The sequence below is a fragment of the Pseudomonas sp. 008 genome, assembly GCF_016861935.1.
Taxonomy (GTDB): Bacteria; Pseudomonadota; Gammaproteobacteria; order Pseudomonadales; family Pseudomonadaceae; genus Aquipseudomonas.
The window spans coordinates 36,685-57,161 of record NZ_BOMA01000010.1 but is presented as its reverse complement, the minus strand read 5'-3'; the positions used below and the strand labels follow the sequence as shown (position 1 = coordinate 57,161).

At 50.4% G+C, this 20,477-nt stretch carries 15 protein-coding genes and 2 pseudogenes; 5 read left to right on the top strand and 12 right to left on the bottom strand.

Features of this window, described 5'->3' with window-relative positions:
- Positions 1-236: 236 nt before the first annotated feature.
- The 4 genes and pseudogenes from JUI81_RS20235 to JUI81_RS20225 form a co-directional block, all read right to left on the bottom strand.
- Positions 237-1,487 (bottom strand): hypothetical protein, encoded by a 1,251-nt coding sequence (locus JUI81_RS20235; protein WP_204124893.1) that lies wholly within the window; start codon positions 1,485-1,487, stop codon positions 237-239.
- A 652-nt stretch (positions 1,488-2,139) separates the two neighbouring features.
- Positions 2,140-2,288, bottom strand: a pseudogene (locus JUI81_RS31835) (NAD-dependent dehydratase); the annotation flags it as partial.
- A gap of 121 nt (positions 2,289-2,409) precedes the next feature.
- Complete coding sequence (locus JUI81_RS20230; protein WP_204124892.1) at positions 2,410-5,007, bottom strand: hypothetical protein; 2,598 nt, start codon at positions 5,005-5,007, stop codon at positions 2,410-2,412.
- A gap of 451 nt (positions 5,008-5,458) precedes the next feature.
- Complete coding sequence (locus JUI81_RS20225; RefSeq protein ID WP_204124891.1) at positions 5,459-6,514, bottom strand: AAA family ATPase; 1,056 nt, start codon at positions 6,512-6,514, stop codon at positions 5,459-5,461.
- A gap of 502 nt (positions 6,515-7,016) precedes the next feature.
- On the opposite strand from JUI81_RS20225, the gene JUI81_RS20220 reads away from it, so the two are divergent.
- A complete protein-coding gene (locus JUI81_RS20220) occupies positions 7,017-8,000 on the top strand; it encodes a hypothetical protein (protein WP_204124890.1) in 984 nt (327 codons plus the stop codon).
- Between the two features lie 257 nt (positions 8,001-8,257).
- Here JUI81_RS20220 and JUI81_RS20215 read toward each other — a convergent pair whose 3' ends face one another.
- The 7 genes and pseudogenes from JUI81_RS20215 to JUI81_RS20185 form a co-directional block, all read right to left on the bottom strand.
- Complete coding sequence (locus JUI81_RS20215; protein ID WP_204124889.1) at positions 8,258-8,875, bottom strand: 3'-5' exonuclease; 618 nt, start codon at positions 8,873-8,875, stop codon at positions 8,258-8,260.
- 112 nt (positions 8,876-8,987) lie between these two features.
- On the bottom strand, positions 8,988-10,163 hold the full coding sequence (locus JUI81_RS20210; RefSeq protein ID WP_204124888.1) for a tyrosine-type recombinase/integrase: 1,176 nt from the start codon (positions 10,161-10,163) through the stop codon (positions 8,988-8,990).
- A gap of 675 nt (positions 10,164-10,838) precedes the next feature.
- Positions 10,839-11,279, bottom strand: coding sequence for a hypothetical protein (locus tag JUI81_RS20205; RefSeq protein ID WP_204124887.1), 441 nt, complete (start codon positions 11,277-11,279; stop codon positions 10,839-10,841).
- 33 nt (positions 11,280-11,312) lie between these two features.
- Positions 11,313-13,292: an integrase gene (locus tag JUI81_RS20200; RefSeq protein ID WP_204124886.1), complete on the bottom strand. Its 1,980-nt coding sequence runs from the start codon at positions 13,290-13,292 to the stop codon at positions 11,313-11,315.
- On the bottom strand, positions 13,289-15,181 hold the full coding sequence (locus JUI81_RS20195) for a hypothetical protein (RefSeq protein ID WP_204124885.1): 1,893 nt from the start codon (positions 15,179-15,181) through the stop codon (positions 13,289-13,291). The genes JUI81_RS20200 and JUI81_RS20195 overlap by 4 nt, the downstream gene beginning before the upstream one ends.
- Positions 15,162-16,643: a site-specific integrase gene (locus tag JUI81_RS20190; RefSeq protein WP_204124884.1), complete on the bottom strand. Its 1,482-nt coding sequence runs from the start codon at positions 16,641-16,643 to the stop codon at positions 15,162-15,164. Before JUI81_RS20190 ends, JUI81_RS20195 begins: the two co-directional genes overlap by 20 nt.
- Positions 16,644-16,721: 78 nt before the next feature.
- Positions 16,722-17,423 (bottom strand): annotated as a pseudogene (locus tag JUI81_RS20185) (mechanosensitive ion channel family protein); the annotation flags it as partial.
- Between the two features lie 193 nt (positions 17,424-17,616).
- Here JUI81_RS20185 and JUI81_RS20180 point away from each other — a divergent pair.
- Positions 17,617-18,963, top strand: a complete 1,347-nt coding sequence (locus tag JUI81_RS20180; RefSeq protein WP_204124883.1) for a DEAD/DEAH box helicase — start codon at positions 17,617-17,619, stop codon at positions 18,961-18,963.
- Positions 18,964-19,031: 68 nt separating this feature from the next.
- Here the strand turns inward: JUI81_RS20180 and JUI81_RS20175 are convergent, their stop codons facing one another.
- On the bottom strand, positions 19,032-19,307 hold the full coding sequence (locus tag JUI81_RS20175) for a hypothetical protein (protein WP_019580782.1): 276 nt from the start codon (positions 19,305-19,307) through the stop codon (positions 19,032-19,034).
- Positions 19,308-19,362: 55 nt separating this feature from the next.
- Between JUI81_RS20175 and JUI81_RS20170 the strand changes: the two genes are divergently transcribed.
- The 3 genes from JUI81_RS20170 to JUI81_RS20160 are packed head-to-tail and all read left to right on the top strand — an operon-like array spanning position 19,363 to position 20,435.
- Positions 19,363-19,683 (top strand): hypothetical protein, encoded by a 321-nt coding sequence (locus JUI81_RS20170; RefSeq protein ID WP_156043980.1) that lies wholly within the window; start codon positions 19,363-19,365, stop codon positions 19,681-19,683.
- Positions 19,684-19,728: 45 nt separating this feature from the next.
- Positions 19,729-20,010, top strand: a complete 282-nt coding sequence (locus tag JUI81_RS32245) for an EndoU domain-containing protein (protein WP_081625756.1) — start codon at positions 19,729-19,731, stop codon at positions 20,008-20,010.
- Positions 20,011-20,024: 14 nt separating this feature from the next.
- Positions 20,025-20,435: a hypothetical protein gene (locus tag JUI81_RS20160; protein WP_019580780.1), complete on the top strand. Its 411-nt coding sequence runs from the start codon at positions 20,025-20,027 to the stop codon at positions 20,433-20,435.
- Positions 20,436-20,477: the final 42 nt, after the last annotated feature.

Genomic DNA, 20,477 nt, shown 5'->3' with positions numbered 1-20,477 from the left:
TGAAGATACAGACGTCACCGAAAACTCACGGGTGAGGCATTGTAGGTTCGGGATTTACGGCGCAGCAGGTCGCTTGATGGGCGTCTGGATGATCGCACCGTCCTTGATTTCGATGTTCATTTCTTCCCCGATTTTCACTGATCTCAGCCATGTGCTCTGGGAAAGGTCGTGCTGGCGAGTCTCGCTTAGATGGCCCCGATATGCGCCATCCCGCTCAGAACTGATAGGCATGGCGCTTATTGGTTATGTAGCTGGTCAATCACTGCCAAGCAGCGCTGGAATGGCTCAGCAAGACGTTTGGGCAAAGTGCGGTGCCAAGTACCACGTCGGTACTCATTCCAGACGTCTTCTTCAGGACGATGATTAATGATACCGAGCCGGTTTTTGTAACCCACCAAGGCATTTCCTTTGCCAGCCAGTAATGTGGCAATGGCAATGTGCATAAGGTGACTCGGCACGTCCTGCGGTGTTCTGGGGCGATCCAAGGTGATGGTCAGGCAGCGGTGCTCGTTGAACTCACGCCAATCCGGCCCCGCGATGTCGCCGAGGTTGGTAACTTGCTTGGCTGCTGACTCGCTTTTGCCGTTGACGATTCCCAGTAGAACTGTAGGAGTCTGAAGTCCGAGTGCCGAACTGACCTTGGATAGGGTCGCTTTTACCCGCTCCAGATGCTCATCGGCTGCAAATACAATGAACTGGTGCCGGAAATCATCCCTCTCGATTAGCGTAGATGGCAACTGAACATAAAGTGGATAGAGCAGGTCATTGAGGTAGATGAACGTCTTGCGTCGGCCCTCATCATAACTAGACTTTGTTGCCGTCAGCGTTTGCCTGGCCCACTGCGGTGTCAACTGATCCAGACTCATGTCAGTGATGTCGATGGATATGAGTGGAAAGCCCATTGAGCGACCAGCCAGAGCCTTTCGCCCATCGAACGCGTGGCCAAGCTCAATTTCGATACCCGCCAGCACCATCGGATGCCGAAGAATGGGCTTGCCGAGCACCGCCACATCAAGGCGGTAAGTGTTGCCAAACGGTGTCTTGATGCTCTGTTCTTGAGCAACGCCATTAGCACCGAGCAGGAGATTGCCGGCCAGATGATACTGGCTGATCGTTTCATCCCTGTAGTACCAGGGCATGGCCAGCCCTGCGTCGAGTCGGCGCTGAAGCTCATCGGCTATCAGGTGCTTGGCTCGCCTGTGCTCCTCGCTTTCGCCAATATGACGTTGCCGAGCTTGTTCCTGGCTGTCGAAATAGTCCGCGGTTCGAGCACCGCGTTTGCCGGTGTACTTTCTGAAATAGCTGCGCGTTTTCAGCTTTCCATCATCATCGAAACAAGGGCTCACCCAACTTACGAGGTGGTGGGGTTTGTCCACAGTGACCAAGGGCCACATCTTTCGATAATGCTCCCGGCTTTTAATTTCATAAGCCGTAATCGGAGTTTGGAAGAGACCTTTCCGTGAAAAAACCACCAGCGCGTCATCCATAGCAATGCAATCCGAAGGTGTAAAGCCAAGGAGAATAGCGCTTCGCTATTAGGCCTGAAACGTTTGAATTTGGAGAATGTGAAAGTGGTGGGCTAGGGCCGCAACGATACGTCCGCTTCGTCCGCGTCCATCAGAACCTAGCAGACCTTGAGGGTGGTAAGAGGAGTGGTTGTGTTCAAATCATTCTGCGCTCGAGTCATCGCTTGCCCATAGCTAAGCTGTGGTTCCACGTAACTGGGGAATCGCTCATTCGGGCCATTTGGCCCGGCTCACTGAATAAGCCGAGCATTTCGGTGATGATGCGCGCGACATTCCTCGCATCGTCGATACCTCGATGATAAGTGCCCTGCCAAACTAGGCCTAACGACTCAACCGTTAGCTTCAGACTTTTCGGCTGATCATCGTATAGGCCTTCATGCCACGTTCCTAACGTTGAAGTGCTGCATACCGGGGAGCAGGGAAGGGCACGCAGCGGATCCAGCATCACGCTCAAGCTGCGTCGCATCGTACCTGGGGCGTAAGCTCCATAAGTGCTGCTTCAAGGGCGAGTTGGTTTTGATACATCCTTTCCAACAAATCTGATAACGAGTATTCGCTTGTCATTTTCCCTCTCCTCACTGTAATCATCTGAGCATATTCGTTCTGGAACGGCCTAGGGGATCAAGCGCATCTGGCGTAGTTTGTCGAACACATCGAAAATGCTTGATCGCTCGCTTGGTGGGCGGTGAAGCCCATTGCACGGCTTTTTGACATATCATTGACGACTTCGATTGGTCGACCGAGATTTGCATCGGTATGCCAGCAGTTACGTCGTCATGTGAGGTCAGGCAGGATGTACCCCGTGGGATCTTTGAACTACGGCGGGGCCAAAATCAGAGCGCTCGGCTTGATCCTGACCCTGACCCTTGCTCAATGAGCCATGCTAGCTGGTTCTCGATCCAAACTCGGCTATCCATTTTTGCAGAGCTAATACGTCGGCCTCGAAAACATCCAACTCGAGAGTGCTGCTGGGCAACTCGTCGGACTGGGCATGCTCAAACACTGAGTAGCGTGTCATTAGGTCATCAATGAATACGCAGTCTTCATTTGTCACCTTGGCGATCTTGTGCAGCTTGCCCTGGGTGTTGATTGCGCGTCTGAAGCGTCCTACGACATCTGCCAGCAAGATGAACTCAATCGTCTTCTCAACGATGATCCTGAAGTCACTGCAAGCGCTCTTGCCGAGCGCCTCGTAAGCGTCGACCTCAGCCTTTTCCTGGTGCTTCTTGAGACGTGTAATAGCGTTATCGATCAATCCGCGAACTGCGCTCTCCGGCTTCAGGTCTCGAGCGCTTGCAGTCGCGACGATGCCTGCAGTTTTCGCCATTCTTTGGAGTGACGTTAGCGTGGGCTTGATTGATGGCATTCCTGGGGTCTGCTCCCATTTTTTGGTGACGGCTTCTACCTGAGCTACCAGAGAAAGCCGGTGAGTGAATATGATGACCTGCCTCGTCTGGGACAGGGAAACGAGGCGCTCGACAACCTTTTCTTCGAAGTCCTGATCAAGCGAAGAAATCGGGTCATCGAAAATGAACGGGGCAAGTTGGTTTGAACCTGTAGTGTCCGCCAGGAAGGCAGCCAGCGCAGCGATCCTGGTTTCTCCTTCGCTCAAGATGTAGTCCAGGCCATGGGTGCCATTCGCACCCACCAGGTTCAAGCCGAAGGTGATCTTGCCCTTGCCCCCAGATTTACTCTGCGGAGCTATTGGAAGGCGATGGCCGCCGAGACGCTTTAACTCATCCAGGAATCGAGATTGATAGCCGGCATCAAGCTCGGTCTTCGCTAGCTCGTTTTTCTTCGTAGTCAGGGTATTGGTGGCGGCTGAGCGTGAAGCCTTCTCAATAGCTGCAATGGCAATCAACCTGGCCCTTTCAGCGCTGATTGAAGCTTTGTTTTGAGCGAGCCATTGCTTGGCTTGGAGCTGCAGGACTCGATTCTGCATTACCTGGCGATGTTCATCCTTCAAGAGAGCCGAAAGACTCACCCCTTCTTCGACCAGATTTGCGGATTTAGTCTTGGCCGCATCGTTTATGCTCGACCAGTCGAAAGCTTGCAAGGTGCCTACAGGGCTACCAAGAGCAATTTGATCAAGCCGTGTTTTCAATAGGCTAAGCCAAGTGACCCCATCAGCTTCTTCAAAGCCTAGAGTGGACATGTGAACAATCCAGTCAGCTTGTCCAGGGAGGATTGGCAGCTGCTTTTTGCGATCAGCAAAACTTTTTTCAGCCGTCTTAGCGGTTGTTTCTAGGCCGTCGGTCACGAACTTCTCAAACCCTGTCAGCCTGGCTTTAGCGTCCTCGCTGAGGCTCTGGTGGCAAAGCACGCAACGTGAGTCAGCTGAGACGTTAGGGAATGCCGTTTCGACGTAGGCTGTATCGTTGGAGTAGGCACGGGCTTGCTCCCACATTTTTTGCCAGGTCGCTGAGCCGACGCCCTCAAGCTCTGCTTGCCCGAAGATGGCTATCGCCGCCTCTTCGCAGGTGCTCCTTGCCTTGACGGCGGAATTTTTCAGGTTTTCTAGCTCGCCCGCCGTCGTGTCGTTCAGGCCCAGCTGAAGTGCCGAGATCGCTGTATCAATACTTTTTAGCGCGGTTTTTTCTTTGTTGATGGCCAAAAGGCGGCCAGCAATGTCTTTCTCTGCAAGCAAGGCTTCGCTCTCTATGCGCTCTCGATCAAACTGGTCGGTATACAGACACTCCTTATCAATGCTGGCGGCAGTAGTTGTACTTTTCAGGCCCTGAAGCCATTTCGCTTCCGCTGTGTGATTCAAGGTCTCTGGAATGGCGGGTAACGCTTTGCTCAGTAATGCTTTTTCACCGGCAAGCTCTGCGCTTACTGCGTCTGCTGTGGTAATCAGCGCCGAGACAAATTTCATACGACTGGGCTCGTAGCATGCCTCAGTCCTGCCCATATACTGCTGGGCAGCCTTGCTGTCGAACACCTGCGCGTGTCGTAGAGCTTTGTGGGGCCCGCTGGGGATATCCCAGTGAACATCAGCAGGTTTACCGTCAATTGACAGTTTGAAATGCGCACGGCACGACGTAGGTGTCGAGTCGAACACATTGCTGTGTATATCGTCCTTGGATCGTGATCCGCAGATCTGTTTTAGCAGCCGTGCAAAGCCACTTTTGCCAGTTCCGTTCTGCCCATAGATCACCGACAGATTGGTGTTGCCGAATGGCAAATTAGCGCCGGCCTTAATCGCGTTTAGCCCATGCACATCAAGGATCTCTTCAATCCGAAGCAGAGGTCTATTGGCTGCCTGCGATAACGTACCAGGAGTTACCGTCAAAAATCCCGCATCAGCCTCACCCTTGGCTTCGAGCTTGCAAAGCTTGGCTAGGCTTCTGATTTCGTCCTGGGTCAGCTGTCGCTTGGAGTCGATTAGCATTCGGGCTGCCGTCTGCAGCCACTTAGGACGAGTATTCAGCCATGTCTCAAAATCATCAGCAACTACCGGCCCTGCCTCAACCTTCGTCATGGTGCGCTTCTCTCAAGAGGGAATAACTGAGCGTAGGCACTGAATGGCTTTTTAGTGTTATTTGGCCATAAAAATGATTGCCAAATGTGGCTGGTAGGCTGCTGGGTGGATGTGGTTCGTAAATAATCTCCCAGAAACTAAAGCTGTCGTTACTCTCAAGAGGGCCTCGCTTTGCGAATGTCTGAAACAAAAATCGAATTGAGGAATTTCTCTAATGTTCAGGGATTGACCCGCTTGGCGTAGATACGATCCGATCATCGAGGACTCAGAACTGATCTGGGTGTTGTTATATAACAGTTACTTATCATGTCTCTCGTAATAGTCTAGGGTGGCGATTATGGCGCGTAGTAAGTTAGACGCGTCTATTATAATTTTCCAGGCCTTGCGCATTGTTGTCATCGTTTTTAATTCTCATTCTGTGTAAGTGGTGAGACTGCAGGTTGTTTGATTTTTAGTTTCGTCCCCATAAAATTTCTGCTAGCTCTTCTCTTACTTCGGATACCTCAATAGATGCTATTGAGTTGGGTGCAATGTCCATAATGGTGTCAAAATAGCAAAATGCAGTTGCGCTAAGATCGCTATCATGCAATTCGATGTGGTACTCATAGTCCGCCGAAAAGCGCGATCGCATAGTGGGTATTTTTAAATCGCGAATTTTCTTATAGTTTTTCAGCGTGAGATGTGCGCCAAACATGCAGCTGTCAAATATCTTGTTTTTGTGTGCTCGAGTTACGTCTATCTGCCCTCGTGTACTTGGGATGGTCGAGAAGTTAGTAAAGAGCACGTGCATTGAATCTGGCTTCTCACCGTTTATCCGGCTAATTTGATTGTAATAGCTTTGAGTGCTGCCGGGGGAATATTGACAGGTAGCATCTACTAGCAAAACTATCTCGTCTGATTGAGCAACCGTTTGGTAGAGGTCTCTATTAAGGTCTAGAAGGATCAAGTCGTAGTTGTTTTTTATATCGTCGAAAGTAAGTTTAGAGGCTTTTTTTCGAGCAATTATCTCTTTGTCATCAAAAATTGAGATAAACATGGTAGGGTTTTTGCTTCGCTCATAGGCGTCTTCTAGGGTAGCTATCTCCCCTGCATACATGACAATGTCGTGTTCGTCGTAAAAATCGATTTTAGATGCAAGACGATTTGAATTTTTTACAGATATTCTGTCTTCTTCGGAGTATGAGCGGAATACATCGTCATTCGCGACGACTGCTACTTTTAATCCGTTCTGTGCAAAGGATGCTGCTATTGCAACAGTTATTGGTGACTTTCCAATCCCCCCTTTATAAGCGGTGATGCTGATTACCTTTGCATGAGGCCATGTAATCTTGAACTTCCGCAGAAACTGCGAAAATATGAAATCTGGGATTCGTACCTTAGACTCCTCGCTTTCATATCCACGCCAAGATTTAATGCATCTCCCTACTGCTATGGCGGCTTTTTCTGCGGAGATGCCTTTCGATTTCCTCAGCGCCTTTAATTGTTCAGGTCGGATCTTCTGTACCATCGTGTTTGCCCTCGTTTGATGTGCAAAATATACGGCAATCAACTTCGAGCCGAATAGAGGAAACGGCTTCCTCTTGACGATGCTTTGGAATTGTGGGTGAAAAAACTATTCGTCATGAACACCATGTCGAAAGCTAGACTAAGCTGCGGCGCAGCTCCACCAGCCCCGAGTAAATTCACAACATGCCAATCACCGCTTTTTCATCGTCCCGTGGTTTTTAGTTTGACGTGGAGCAGCTCCTGGCTCGCATGTCAGAGGAGTGAGCGCAGTCTGGCTTGGGCAAGGGCGTGGCCATTCCTGAAGTGTGGAAGTCCCACATTGCGACTGACCTCGAATGCGCGTCGTGCTTTCGCTACGGTGCCGAGGTTGTTCGGGCCGGCAGGTCATAACAGACGGACAGGTCGTTCGCCCCCGGCATATTTGCTGCTGCATAAAGGTCTGTCAGAAAATTTTCAACAGGGCCAGTACCTGCCGAGTCACGGGAAAAAGGATCACCAGGGATATGGATCTAGTTGATACGCTGCGAAACAAAATTCAAGTGCTGGGCAACGAGGAGTGCGTCCCAGGTCTCAAAGCGGTTTTGCTACATATCGAAACGGCTTTCCAGCATTTATCAAGAGGTCAAGAGCAGGGCGAGGATACTGCGTTTACCGACTCGATTTATCGTACCAATCAAGCCTTTGAAGGCAGTGTCAAAGAAGCTTACAGGGTTCTCGCTGGAAAAGATCCTGACCGAAAAAAGCCCTTCGAAATTGAGCGCTACCTCGAAAAAACAAGTCTATTCAGGCCGCGGGTATTATCGCAACTGACGACCTATCGAACGGAGTGGAGAAACCCTTCGGCTCACGACTACAAATTGAATTTTGATGAGAGCGAGGCCTTTCTTGCGATCGTATCCGTCTCTGCTTTTTCATGTCTTCTACTCGATCAAATCACTGAGCGAGTCGCGTTCAATGCCGCTCAGGCTGAAGCCGAACGGGAGCTACAAGCCGCCATCGAGGCCATTCAGGCTGCGAAACATGCAGGGCTATTGGACTGGGTAGCCGAGCTGTTTGCGCGTTTCCTGTCCCACTCGGCCGAAGATTCTAAATCTGGCCCAGCGCTTCGCGAGGCGCAGTTGATCGGTGGCGTTTCAGGCTATATGAGCACCGTATCACCTGAACTCGTAGTCCGATCCCAAGAGCGTATGGGCCATACGCGAGCAGACCTAATTGTGGAGTTCGGTGAAGACAGGGTGGTGGTCGAATTTAAAGCAAGGTATCACCCAGAGCTTTTACGATCGGCGCTGATGCAGCTGCATGCGATCATGCGCTCGCATAAGGGAGGGCTGACAAAGGGTCTAATTGTCATGGGCTCTCACGGCACGATGAAGCAGATACATCTCGCACCAGTCATCGCAGGAGCTGAGTTCATTGCGCTGGTGCCCATTGACGCTAGAGTACCCGAGGAAATGCAAGCATCTTCAGGGCAAGGTAGCCTTTTGTAGCCTGAATCGGCCAAGCACCTGATTCTTTCCCGATCTATTATCGAAGTGTCCCCTTCGGCCATCTAAGGGGCCATCACCCACGATAGGCTAGACCCCCCGCTTGCCAAACTACAGGTTTAGACGACACCACCCTCTAGTTTCTGGTGTGAGTCGCCCATGTAGGTTATATGAGGAAACCTGCCATTTGCCGAAAACGAGTCACTCTAGCGTTCAATGTCGCTATCGCTTCTTCGGGCCGATAGGCCCGGCTCACCTTATCAGCCGAGCATCTCCTTAATGATGGATGCAACGTTCCTGGCATCGTCGATCCCTCGGTGATAGGTATCCTGCCAAACCAAGCCCAACGACTCTGCTGTTTGCTTAAGACTTTTCGGCTGATCGTCGTATTGGCCTTTATGCCACTTCCTAACGTTGAAGTGCTGCAGACCGGCGAGCAGGGAAGGGCAAGCAGCGAATCCAGCATCGCGCTCCAGCTGCCTTGCATCGTAGTCACCCCACGATGCCCACGCTGCGTTTGGATATCGCGAAATAAAAGCTCCTAGCTCCTGGCCAACCTCCACATATGTTCGTGCACTGTCCACGTCCGTTTGTTGAATGGAAGTGAGCTTCATGCAGAAGCTGGTGAGGGTGGGATGGATTTGAGGCCGGACGAATCGTTGGAACTCATCGACGATCTCTAGCGTTTCCAGGTCGACCACCACCAGGCCAATTTCGATCGTTTCCATCTGATCAGGGACGACTGAGAGCGGTCTCGGTGCTTCCGATTCGCCCACCTCATCACAGGTCGCCTCAAGGTCTACGCAATAGAGGTAACGGTATGGCGCGAGGAGGTTATGGATTGCATGGAGGTGAAGGAATTTTGCTTCGATACTCATGGCATGGGAGACCTTGCTTGGAGCTTGTTTAGATTAGGCGATGAGACTTTGATAATCGTCGCTGCGTAGAAGGCTATGCACCTACACAATGGCTGACCTTCCTGCTGGGGTATTAAGCGTCTTGCTTCTTAAAATGCGAGGAGAGGTAATACTCAGTCGTCAGTTTCGGGGGGTGTCCAAGCTTGCGAGCAATGCTCTGCATTGCAGCCTTTGAACGCTCCAGCCTCAAGGCTCTCTCGATGATGTGTAAATAGATATGTGGAGGGGCAATGTTTGCTTCAATGAGCCACGCCTGAAAGAGTTTCTTTACAAGAGCAGGGCTTATCGGCTGTTTATGGTCTCTAGCTGAGGGAAATAGAAAATCGTCTCCAGAGACGCCGCTCGCTTCAACATAATGGTTGATCAAGGCGTAGGACTCGGCAGATAGGACTTGTGTCCTTGTTTTCCATAAATTTTTAGCTAATCGCACGGTTATGCATGCATTTTGAGACAAATCACTTGCCTTCATCAGTCTGATCTCATTTGCACGGAACCCTTCAACAAGCATCAATGCATGTAGGCACGCATCTCGGAGGTTGCCCCTGCGTTTTACGGCTTGACCAATGACCTCAAGCGCGCTTTGGTGTAAAGGCTCCCGCTCAGGAGGAAAATTCTCGAGACTCGAAGTTTTCCTCCCAGCATTCGAGCACATAAGACACTTTACAGAGGAACCCTGGACAAGCTTCATCTTTGGGATTGCTGAGGCGCATAGACCAATGTTCCCTGCATCGAATCGGAGCTCTTTCTCATCGTCAACCATATCTGAGGAGCGACCGAGGAGAGGCGTCGCATACTGCGCAATCCCCAATTCATTTGACTTAAGGATTTCTTTGACCGTCGGCCAAAATGTGTAATCGGAGCGGCCCGAATAAACTTCGTCCTCACACGCGAAATCTACGTTCAGTCGCTGATTGAGATCCAGGCCGGTGACCGGAGTCCACAAGTTCTCGATTGCAGGTAAGGTGATACTGACCACCTCTTTGCTCAAAAAGATATACAGCGAGTTTTTGTGAACTGCGACCACCTTTACGCCGGACATTGCACCCTGGATGTGTGCCTGCTCCAGTGTCTCTATGACGAAGCTGTTCTCTAGTGGCTGGTTGTACAGGATTGCGAAGCGTTGCTTGGATGCCTGGGGCATCAGTTCGAGATTGGGGGATTTCCACTGTAGGCAGCTGAAGACGGCGTAATGGAGACCATCGATTGCTACGGGAGGGCTTTCGAGGTGAAGCAGCTGTGAAAAGATCATGTCGGCTTCTCTCCTAAGGGGTGAAGATTACTGAAGTCGACAGTAGGGCTCCGGTCAAGATGAAGCGACCAGCGGTAATTTTTCTTTTTTAATCAGTATATTAAGTCTATACCCTTTAATTTTTGATTAAGGGGCCGAAGGCCGCGTCGCCGATTACTGAGGAGGAAGTACAAGGGGGAGAGTGAACGGAGGTCTCGGCGTCGCCCGCAATATTGGCTTGTAGGGTGAAATCAGGGCTATTTACCACGGTGGAAAGCGACCGCTTGGTTGCATTGATAACTCTCTTTGGCGCGCTCCTATCCCTCTTCGCAAACGATCAGGTTGGTACAGCGATAGATGACTTCACCAGGCGAAGGCTCGTATACAAGCGTCCAATCGACACGCTGAAGACGAGGGGGGGGCGGAAGCCGTCTTCGATTTTACTGGCAAGTTGAGAACGGGGTTTCTTGCGTGAGATTTCTGTAGCCTGTTTAATCGGTCACTGTAGTTTGGAACCCTTTTAACCATCCTGAAACTCATAAGCAGCAACGTTAGACCTGAACGCATTCACCAGTGCACTACGAGATGTTGGATGTCGACTCTCCATAGTCTAAAAAACGGCGCCAGTCCCTTGCAAACAGCTTTGCCGCTATCGGATAGACTCGGTGCTCGCTTTTTCATTTTCATGCTAGGGCGTCATTTCCGAGGGTTCGGGAAAGGTACGACGTTTTCGTGTTGGCTGAAGGGCTCTTCGTAACGACGAAGAGAGCGCTGTGCGTCATCCAGCGCTTTGATCAACATGAGCTCTCGCGCCAATGATTCTTTGTAGCGCCTCTCGTAGTCACCGGCCTCGGCTTTCGCTTTCTTGGTTTTCTGTCGTGCATCTTTAACCTTCTCCGCGCCCGGAGCTTGGCGCTCGGCCATCCGTTTGGCCATTTCTTTAACATCCTGCATAAGTGGGATGAAAATGTCTCTGTCCTTTCTTATGCTGCTAGGAGATTTAGACGCTTCCAGCGCTACGTTTTTCAGAGTCATCTTCGAACCTGGAGGTAAAACTGTTGTGGAATTATTTAATATACGAAGTGCCGCATCGTAGTAGGGCTTTAAAGTTGAATTTTTTCCGTGCTCTACTGACATATCGATCCTCTCCGTCATGAAAGCAAAATTATATTAACCGCGCGCGATGACGCGATCTCGAAAATTTTTGAAGTCTTCCAGGTTTTGAAGCTCTGCACGGTATTCTATGGTTCCAGGCTTGAGTTCCGCCAAATCAAATTCCATGATCTCAATGGTTTCAGCCATCTTGGCCTCCTGCCCAACAAATTGTTTGCATGCGATGCAGGTGTCCATTTTCGCATGAGCCCGCTTATCGCATGGTGTAGGAGAGGTGCACCCTCCCGCAGGGGTCTCTTGGTATGCCGTCAAACCAAGCTTCACTTGCTGATTTGTATCTGCCTCTGTGCCGGCTAGCCAAGGGAACTCCTTTTGCATTTCCATTGCTCGACGCCCAGCGAAACCGTACATTTGCTCTGCTGATTTGAGCACGTCACGAATGAACACTGCAGCATCAGCCTCTTCCTTAGCTCGCTTGAGCTCCCTTGTGAGCTGAGGATTGATGTCACTAAACAGGTAGTTTTTGGCCGAGCAACCTTTCATGTAGTAAGTCGACATAGCCTTGGTGATATGCCGTAGCAGGCGCTTGAGTGAGGGGAGGGTGATCAACCCGCTTTGCCCGGCAAACACAGCAATTGAGCGGCGAAACTGGTGCGAGGTTATCCGCCAAGGCTGACCGATCTTAAATTTCTTGTCATCACGCCAGTTTCGATACGGATCAATGGTTTCCAATTCGCGGATGTCGGCATCTGTAATGATGACGGGCGGAAGCCTGTCATCGAGATTTGTACGCGCAACCCCCTCTTTCTTCGAGCTACCTGAAAAAGGCAAGTTAGAGGCCGCCAAGAGTAGCCAGCTCACCTCCATGTCGTCTTCTGCGTGAGAGGCTACGAGCTTTTGAATAGACTGAAGAACCTGTACAGGCTCGCAGATGTCGCCAGTGGTAATCCATTTCGCAGCTGTTTTCTCACTTTCGAGTTTAGTTGAGAAGCCGCAAACGTAGAGCGCTTCATTGTTCCAACCCTGAATAGGCTCCAAGCAGTTTGCCTGAAGATTCAAGACTTCACTGTCCCGCATGAGAGTGAATAGATGGATCAGGCACTTTGCGCAGTATTGCACAAGAGATAAAAAGTTGGTCGCACACTTCGTGATATTCCAGCCATATTTGTCCGCAATTGCTTCTAGTTTGTATGATTCAATAGCCTTCCAGAAGGTAATTGGTTCTTTGCTATAGGCGGATCTGGTTTCTAAAGAAAGTTGTGAAAATTCATCTTGGTACTTGTAACGGGTAAGGTTGCCCCTTCCAAAGAATCGGTCTTGGATTGTTTTTTCAATGAAATCATGTATGTTTTGTTGGTTCTTAAGATAGTCATCAATGCAGTCTTTGTACTGTTTGTATTTTGCCCAGAGAATTCTACTAGGAATTACAGCATGCTGGTTGCCTTCGTTGCGAGACTCACGGGTGACTTTTTCAAGAAATGGGAGGATGGTACCGTCAATCGCGAAGCCCCGGTCGACACTATCAATGCTGACAAGTGTTCGCATCATCGCGAGTAGCTGTTTGTTATAAGAAGCTGGAATGCCCTTCAACATTTTTTCAAATAAATCTTTTGAGTAGAATACCTCTTGAATTTGAATGTTAAGTTTATTGCTAAATGTGTTTGCGTGATAAAGCGCTACCATCGTAGATTGCATAGTGGGTAAGCGTATGGCCTTTCCAGTCTTAGATTTCGTTGAGAACATCTTGATCGTGAAGATCCGTTTACAGGTGACAACGTTTTCTGGGCTGAATCTCCCCTCTTGCCGAAATGGCGAAAAGTCAAAGTATGGATTGTCCTGGATATTGAATGCGAATGCAGGGAGGAACCATTGATCATCATCAAAGAGAGAAATGACTGATCCGTCTAACGAACGGGACATTACTAGGCCAGGGACGATTCGAGATAGTTTCATCCCATAATAAGCATCGGTCTGCAAATGTGCCTTTTTGAGTGGAAAGGCAGTGCTGCTGAAGGAGACTTTACGTTTAGCTATCATTTCATCACCTTCAGTTGAACCATTCGATGGTAAAAGCGCTTCCAATAGTCAGAAAGCTTGAATTCAGTACTAATCTCGGCGCTAATTTTATCAACTGATCCTGACAGATCGGGACGGTGCTCCCGAAGTTCTAAAATGATGCGATCAATTTGCGCGATAGCTGCGCCGTGAACCTTGTCAAAATGACTTTTATCTGCGCAGGAGTTCAGATATTCCAAGGTGACGAAACGCATGCTTAGAAGCTTACGAATAGAAGGTTCAGTGGCATGGGTTCTAAATTGGCTACAGAAAATGCAACCTTCAAAATTTTTGCAGTTGGGTTCGTAGTCAGGAGGCGGAGTGATTACTTCCGAACGCCCGGCTATGTCTGCACAATCACCTGCGGGTGTCTCTTCGCCTGAGTAATCATTTAGTAGTTCAACCAAGCGTTTCATCATTGCCGTGATCTCAGCTATGGCAGTACCTTCATTCGCTTGAGCGTAACTATTAAGAATCGTCTGTTCATTCGTTTGCAGTAGCGCCGAAACGATTTGGACAGAATGGCCTTGGGAGAGTAGATAATTACTTTTGTATTTCCTGAGTTTTCGGTAGGTCAGACCTTTGAAGTCCGGAATCAAATAACGTTTGATTCTTTCATTATGTCTTGAGATTGCACTAAGTCCTACTTGGCCGCCTATGCTATCTCCAGCGGCGCTCATGCCCATGAACAGGAATCGGTGTCTTGATTCCTCGTCGATAAATCTACGTAGGCGGATAAATTTATCAAAATGTTTAGTAAAAGTTTTTTTGATAGAAAATTTCACCTCCCTTCCATCGGCACGTATCTTGATGCCTATGAAACCTTTTTCGGAGGATTCGAATGTTTCGTAGCTGCAATTATATAGGAGGTCTCTCAGCGGCTGTTCGTTCATGCCACTATTCGCTACGAATAAAGAAATAAAGGCATCGTGCGCAATTCTTGCAAGCTTCATGCGTTTCGCATGCCGTTGGTCAAGATTAGCTTTATATAATGCGGTGTGCGCGACTTCGAGTTCGTAGTTTACTTGGTAATCATTGCGGATGCTTAATTTAACGGCTTCTTCGAACGTGCGAATTTGCCCATTCTCATAATCCCAGACAATGTTGGAACGAGCTTTCGTTGTTTCGGAATATACCCGTTTGCTGATAACAGGGTATTCTGCAGGGAGCAGCCAGAGGTATTCAGTCATGAATGGAATTTTTGCAGGAAACTTTTCAAACCCGAGAACAAAGTCCGTCAGGCCATCAAAGAGATACTGACAAGGAGTAAGGTAAGCTTCAATCTCCTGCTGAAGAGGTGGTTCGGTTGGATTATACGTTTCTCCCTTGTTCGAAATTATAGGCAGGTCATCTCGAAAGTTAATTGCTGTCTCTGGAAAAAAAATAGGCCCGCTGTGTAGCGCCATGGACTGGCGACGGCTAGCGGTAAGACGGGATTTCTCTTTGCCGATCTGTCGATTCAAATTCTGTGTGTAAGCTTGGAGAGCCTCATGATATTTTTCAGGAGATACTAATAGTTCTTCAAAATCACTGGAGTCAGCCCAGTCGAAAAGTGCAGTGAGTTCCGTGGCGAAATGGTAGATAGTGGCAGCTGATATGCTGGTGTAGAATAGAGTAATCTTTTGCACAACCCATGCGCGTATGGCTTTCGTCCGCTCTTTGCGTAAGGAGTAAAGATCTACTTTCTTGACCACCGCGCGGGTGATCTTGATTCGATTTTGGTAGCAGAGAGCACCGATATCGAACCTGCGTTCTTCGGTACACCTTAAAATAAGGCCTTCGATTGGGATTTGTTCGATTTCTCGCTGGCACTCATCAAGTTGGTAATCCTCGAGATAGACTTCGTAAATGTCACGATCGAATATCCTCATGTCGTCTCATTTCCCTAGTAATGACGCCCTCAAGGTGAGATTCAAACTCCGATTGGGCGTTGGCAATCAGAGGATGATCAGATCTAAACCTCAGGTAGCGCATGGATACGTCAACGCTACTGTGGTTTAGTCTGCTTTTAACTAAATCCAGTAGGCTGAGTTGGGAGATGTCACTATTATTTGACTTGTTCATGTGATCCTCAATTAAATTCATGCCAAATGTTGCGCGTAGGTCGTGGAACCGATACTTGAAAGCCTGATTTTTTTTAGTTAGCTCCTCTAGGATTTTTTTTACAAACTGTCGAATGGCTGATCCACGTTCATTGGAGTATCCGAACAGTTCGCAATCTTCTTCGGCGACGTAGTACGATTTTCCCGACCTCGTCAGAAAGACTAACTCATCAAAAATATCTTGAATTGGTGATTTCATGGCTCTGTCCTTGTGTCGTTGAGAGTTGAGATATATCGTAAGTTGGTAGTGCAACCAGGCAGGCATGAGTACGTCTTGTTCCTTGTTACCTTTCGCCCCCACATTTGTTTGGCCTCCAATGGAAATCGCGTACAGTGCATTTCTATGTTCATCATGTGGAGAGCCTACATCTTGTCGAATGCAATGTACGCGCAAATTAAGGATAGACTGAATTCTCATTCCTGTGGTTAACGCAATGATATGGATCAGCAGCATCTCAGTATTGCTAAGTCTTACTAATGCAGCAATCAGTGCGCGCTGGTTTTCCCGGCTGATGGGGTACAGCTTCCCTCCATCTTCAATATAATCGCCCGTCGAGACCGCAGATGCCTGACTAAAGGTTAAATCTGTACAAATGATTTCTCGGGATTGCCTAAAGCCATGTTGGTCGATGTAGGAGATATACTTTGTTGTGCTAACCCACATGGCCTGCTGAGGTCTGAATCGTCCCGTATTTACCATCCATCTATAGAATCCAATCATGCTGGTAATTTTTCGATTGGCCGTTGCTCTTCCTAGCTTCTCACCATTCTCCGTTGTACCGCCCCGTATCTTTCGCAGGAGGGCTTTTTTCATCTGGGCCTTGTAGTAGTAAGTCGGACGGCTGAATGACTCTCCCTCAAAATTTAGGTAGTCCCTCTCACCTTCCTGCATTTTGTTCATGAAGTTGCATAAGTCGCCTGCGATGTTCTCGACCGTGGGTGTTTTCTTCCCTTGTTCTGCAGAAAGCCAGTACAAGTAGAGGCTTCCATCGCGCCAGATACTGCCGTCAGGCTGAAGGATCACATATAGCGTATTGATGCTTGCCGTTTGGTGGGGAAGGCGTTCGACAGGGTAGGATTCGATGCCGAGGCCGTCCTCCGCGATTCCCCCCACCCAATCCATGGCTAGATCAGAGGTACAGGGCTGCCAGAGCTTGACGTTATGCAGCACCACCTTGGTATAGGAACCGGTGGATTCTTGTGTCGTTTCTGAGGGAGGTTGTGAGGTCATGGACATCATCCCAATAGAGATGTCTGTCAATTCAAGATCAGCTCACGGGTTGTGTCAAATAGAGGGAGCTCACGCGTGATTCTGCACCTTGACCGTGTGCAAAGTGATGTCCACCACGTCACCGTCGGCACCGACTTGCGGCATCTCGATCCAGTCGCCGACCCGCAGCATGTCGTTGCTGGTCAGTTGCACGCTGGCGACGAATGACAACAGGGTGTCTTTGTAGACCAACAGAATCACCGCCGACATGGCGCCCAGACCCGACAGCAGCAACAGCGGCGAACGGTCGATCAACGTGGCGACGATGATGATCGCGCCAAACACGAACAACACCATTTTCGCCAGTTGCACATAGCCTTTGATCGAGCGGGTGCGGGCGTGTTCGGTGCGGGCATAGATGTCCAGCAGGGCATTGAGCAACGCGCTGATGGACAGCACCAGGAACAGGATGGTGAACGCCAGCGCCACGTTGCCGAGGAAGTTCAGGCTGGTCTTGCCCAACTCCGGCACCAGGTGCAGGCCGAACTGGATCACCAGCGATGGCGTCATTTGCGCCAGGCGATGAAACACTTTGTTGTGGCGAAAATCGTTGACCCAGTGCAACGCCGGCTGGCGGCCGAGCATTTTGGTCGCATGAAGAATGAGGTAACGCGCCACTCGTCCGAGCACCAGCGCCACCACCAGCAGCAACATCAGCGCGAGTGTGGAATGCAGGAGCGGGTGCTGATCAAGGGCACCCCAGAGGTCTTGGGCGTTGAGCCAGAGCTGTTTGATATCCATGGGTGAAAACGCTTCTTCTGTAGGGCGCGACGGGGCGATTAGAGCATTTAAGAGGTTGCGGATGACGTTTTGAGACAAATCAGGCAACAAAAAAGCCACTGTTTGCAGCCGTTTGTATAAAGAAACTCGGCCTTCGCGCTCGAAACCGTTACCCTATGCAGCTGTTTTTTTGTATTTCTTCGAGGTAGCACCCGTGTTTTCCCAATTCGCCCTGCACGAACGTCTGCTCAAAGCCGTGGCCGAGCTTAAATTTGTCGAGCCAACGCCTGTGCAAGCAGCGGCTATTCCGCTGGCGCTCCAAGGGCGTGACCTGCGGGTGACAGCGCAAACCGGCAGCGGCAAAACCGCCGCCTTCGTTTTGCCGATCCTCAACCGCTTGATCGGCCCGGCCAAAGTCCGCGTCAGCATCAAGACCCTGATCCTGCTGCCGACCCGCGAGCTGGCCCAGCAGACCATCAAGGAAGTCGAGCGCTTCGCTCAGTTCACTTTCATCAAGTCCGGTTTGATTACCGGCGGTGAAGACTTCAAGGTCCAGGCCGCCATGCTGCGCAAGGTGCCGGACATCCTGATCGGTACACCGGGCCGGATGATCGAGCAACTGAACGCCGGCAACCTCGACCTCAAGGAAGTCGAAGTGCTGGTGCTCGACGAAGCCGACCGCATGCTCGACATGGGTTTTGCCGAAGATGTGCAGCGTCTGGTGGATGAGTGCACCAACCGCCAGCAGACCATGCTGTTCTCCGCCACCACCGGCGGTTCGGGCCTGCGCGAGATGATCGCCAAGGTCCTGAACAACCCTGAGCACTTGCAGCTCAACGCGGTCAGCCAGTTGAACGAAACCACCCGTCAGCAGATCATCACCGCTGACCACAACCAGCACAAAGAACAGATCGTCAACTGGCTGCTGGCCAACGAGACCTACCAGAAGGCCATCGTGTTCACCAACACCCGGGCCATGGCCGACCGTATCTACGGCCGCCTGGTGGCGCAGGAATACAAAGCGTTCGTGCTGCACGGCGAGAAGGACCAGAAAGACCGCAAACTGGCCATCGACCGCCTGAAGCAGGGCGGGGTGAAAATCCTCGTCGCCACCGACGTCGCTGCCCGTGGCCTGGACGTGGACGGCCTGGACCTGGTGATCAACTTCGACATGCCGCGCAGCGGCGACGAGTACGTGCACCGCATCGGTCGCACCGGCCGCGCCGGCAACGATGGCCTGGCCATCTCGCTGATCTGCCACGGCGACTGGAACCTGATGTCGAGCATCGAACGCTACCTCAAGCAGAGCTTCGAGCGCCGCACCATCAAGGAAGTCAAAGGCACCTACGGCGGACCGAAAAAGGTCAAGGCCTCGGGCAAAGCCGTTGGCGTGAAGAAGAAAAAGGTCGACGCCAAGGGCGACAAGAAGAAAACCGGCGCCAAGGCTCCGACCAAGCGCAAGATCGCCAACCGCCCGAAGACCGACGCCCTGTCGCTGGTCAGCAAGGACGGCATGGCGCCTTTGAAACGCCGCAAGCCGCAAGCGCCGGCGGCTGAATAAAGCGTCGTAGCGATCCAATAAAAACCCGGACAGTGTCCGGGTTTTTTTTCGTCAAAAGATCTTGCCGTCTAACCCCCGGCTTTGTTCTTCGCCGATTCCAACTCCTTCAAACGCTGATCGATCAACTGGCACTTGTCCGGCAAATCCTTGCTGGCCGTCTCCAGGTCCATCTTCTGCAACTCGTCATTGATCTCCTTGGCCTTGGCCGGGTTCTGCTCAGTGATCTTGGCGACTTCCTTGGCCAGTTGTTCGCGCTTGGCAGTGGCTTCCTCGGGAGGGCAGGCCCAAACGGGGAGGGCGCAGGTGAGGATGGCGGCGAGGGTGATTTTTAGCAGGGTTTTCATAGGTTGAGTCTCAGATTCCGGTTAAGGCGGGTTATCCGGTTGAGGGGCGAAGGGTGTGAAAAGTTCAGCTTCCGAGGGCCACAGGGTATGTTTGCAAGGCCGAGCAGCAGTTCCCTTCATCGAGAAACCAGACGTGAAAAAACAGCTTGAGTTCGAAAAGGTAGGAGATATTAATAGCGACTTCCTTATCTATGCGTTTACCTCAAGGGAGAAAATGATCCGTTCATGGAAATTGGCATCTCGCGAGCGCAGGCCATCGAATTCATTTTTTATCCTGGACAGAAAAAAACTACTGAGTTTCTCTCAGTGGACGGAAGTAGCTGAACGTGCCCGCGTGTTTCTGAAGGTCGAGATTGCCAATCAGGCTTTTGAGTGAGAGTGCCCACGGATGAGCGAAAGGGTTAGAAAGTGGCTTAAATAAATCCGTCCCGAATGGCCATCTGGTGTCTATCGGGCCACTGTTCAGGTGCCGGACCCAAAAAACCCAGGTCAGTGGCTGACCAAAACGACTAACAATTCGATAAATACGATGTTCCCTGCCTCTTGGACTAAAGCACAATTGATAGATGAAATTGATGGCGCTTGGAATAGTCCTAGGAAAGTAGTAAATGGGAGCCGCTGGACTTCCTGGACGCCTTCCGGTGTTAAAGTAACCGGGTACACGTCCCCAAGAGCAACCGTTTACCCACTCTACAAACCTTAAAGCAGGAGAGAGAAATGGAACTGAAATTTTGCCATATTTACGCGGGGTATGACGCTGTTTTAGGGCATTTGTTTTGCCGGGGTGCGACGGTTTCTTCGGGAGAAAATGCCCCGCGCTATGAGCTCTATATATGCTCTGTGCTAGACGCTATTGCCCAGATTCCACAAGATTGCGATCGATTACTTGGTTATATTGCATCTATCGAAAACGGTTCGGAACAGTCTGTCGAAACTGGCGGGAACGATGTTGCACTGACAATGGACGCTTCAGGTGTGCAAGTCGACATCCGCGTCAACGACGATTGGAATGGACAGCCCGAGGGCAAATTTACCCTAGAGGAGTGGCGAATTGTTCTAGAGCAGTGGAGGTATTTTCTGGGATTGCCCGAGTCGGAAGAGTCAGTAGTTACATTTAAACTGCCATAAGAAAAACGAGCAACGCAAACAGGGGACGGAACCTGAGGGGGC

Excerpts from the sequence above, each read along its gene's own strand:
- JUI81_RS20175 (WP_019580782.1), bottom strand. The coding sequence starts at position 19,307 with ATGAAAACCCTGCTAAAAATCACCCTCGCCGCCATCCTCACCTGCGCC.
- JUI81_RS20215 (WP_204124889.1), bottom strand. The coding sequence starts at position 8,875 with ATGAGTATCGAAGCAAAATTCCTTCACCTCCATGCAATCCATAACCTC.
- JUI81_RS20190 (WP_204124884.1), bottom strand. The coding sequence starts at position 16,643 with ATGACCTCACAACCTCCCTCAGAAACGACACAAGAATCCACCGGTTCC.
- JUI81_RS20220 (WP_204124890.1), top strand. The coding sequence starts at position 7,017 with ATGGATCTAGTTGATACGCTGCGAAACAAAATTCAAGTGCTGGGCAAC.
- JUI81_RS20210 (WP_204124888.1), bottom strand. The coding sequence starts at position 10,163 with ATGATCTTTTCACAGCTGCTTCACCTCGAAAGCCCTCCCGTAGCAATC.
- JUI81_RS20160 (WP_019580780.1), top strand. The coding sequence starts at position 20,025 with ATGGAACTGAAATTTTGCCATATTTACGCGGGGTATGACGCTGTTTTA.
- JUI81_RS20200 (WP_204124886.1), bottom strand. The coding sequence starts at position 13,292 with ATGATAGCTAAACGTAAAGTCTCCTTCAGCAGCACTGCCTTTCCACTC.
- JUI81_RS20235 (WP_204124893.1), bottom strand. The coding sequence starts at position 1,487 with ATGGATGACGCGCTGGTGGTTTTTTCACGGAAAGGTCTCTTCCAAACT.
- JUI81_RS20230 (WP_204124892.1), bottom strand. The coding sequence starts at position 5,007 with ATGACGAAGGTTGAGGCAGGGCCGGTAGTTGCTGATGATTTTGAGACA.
- JUI81_RS20195 (WP_204124885.1), bottom strand. The coding sequence starts at position 15,181 with ATGAGGATATTCGATCGTGACATTTACGAAGTCTATCTCGAGGATTAC.
- JUI81_RS20205 (WP_204124887.1), bottom strand. The coding sequence starts at position 11,279 with ATGTCAGTAGAGCACGGAAAAAATTCAACTTTAAAGCCCTACTACGAT.
- JUI81_RS20225 (WP_204124891.1), bottom strand. The coding sequence starts at position 6,514 with ATGGTACAGAAGATCCGACCTGAACAATTAAAGGCGCTGAGGAAATCG.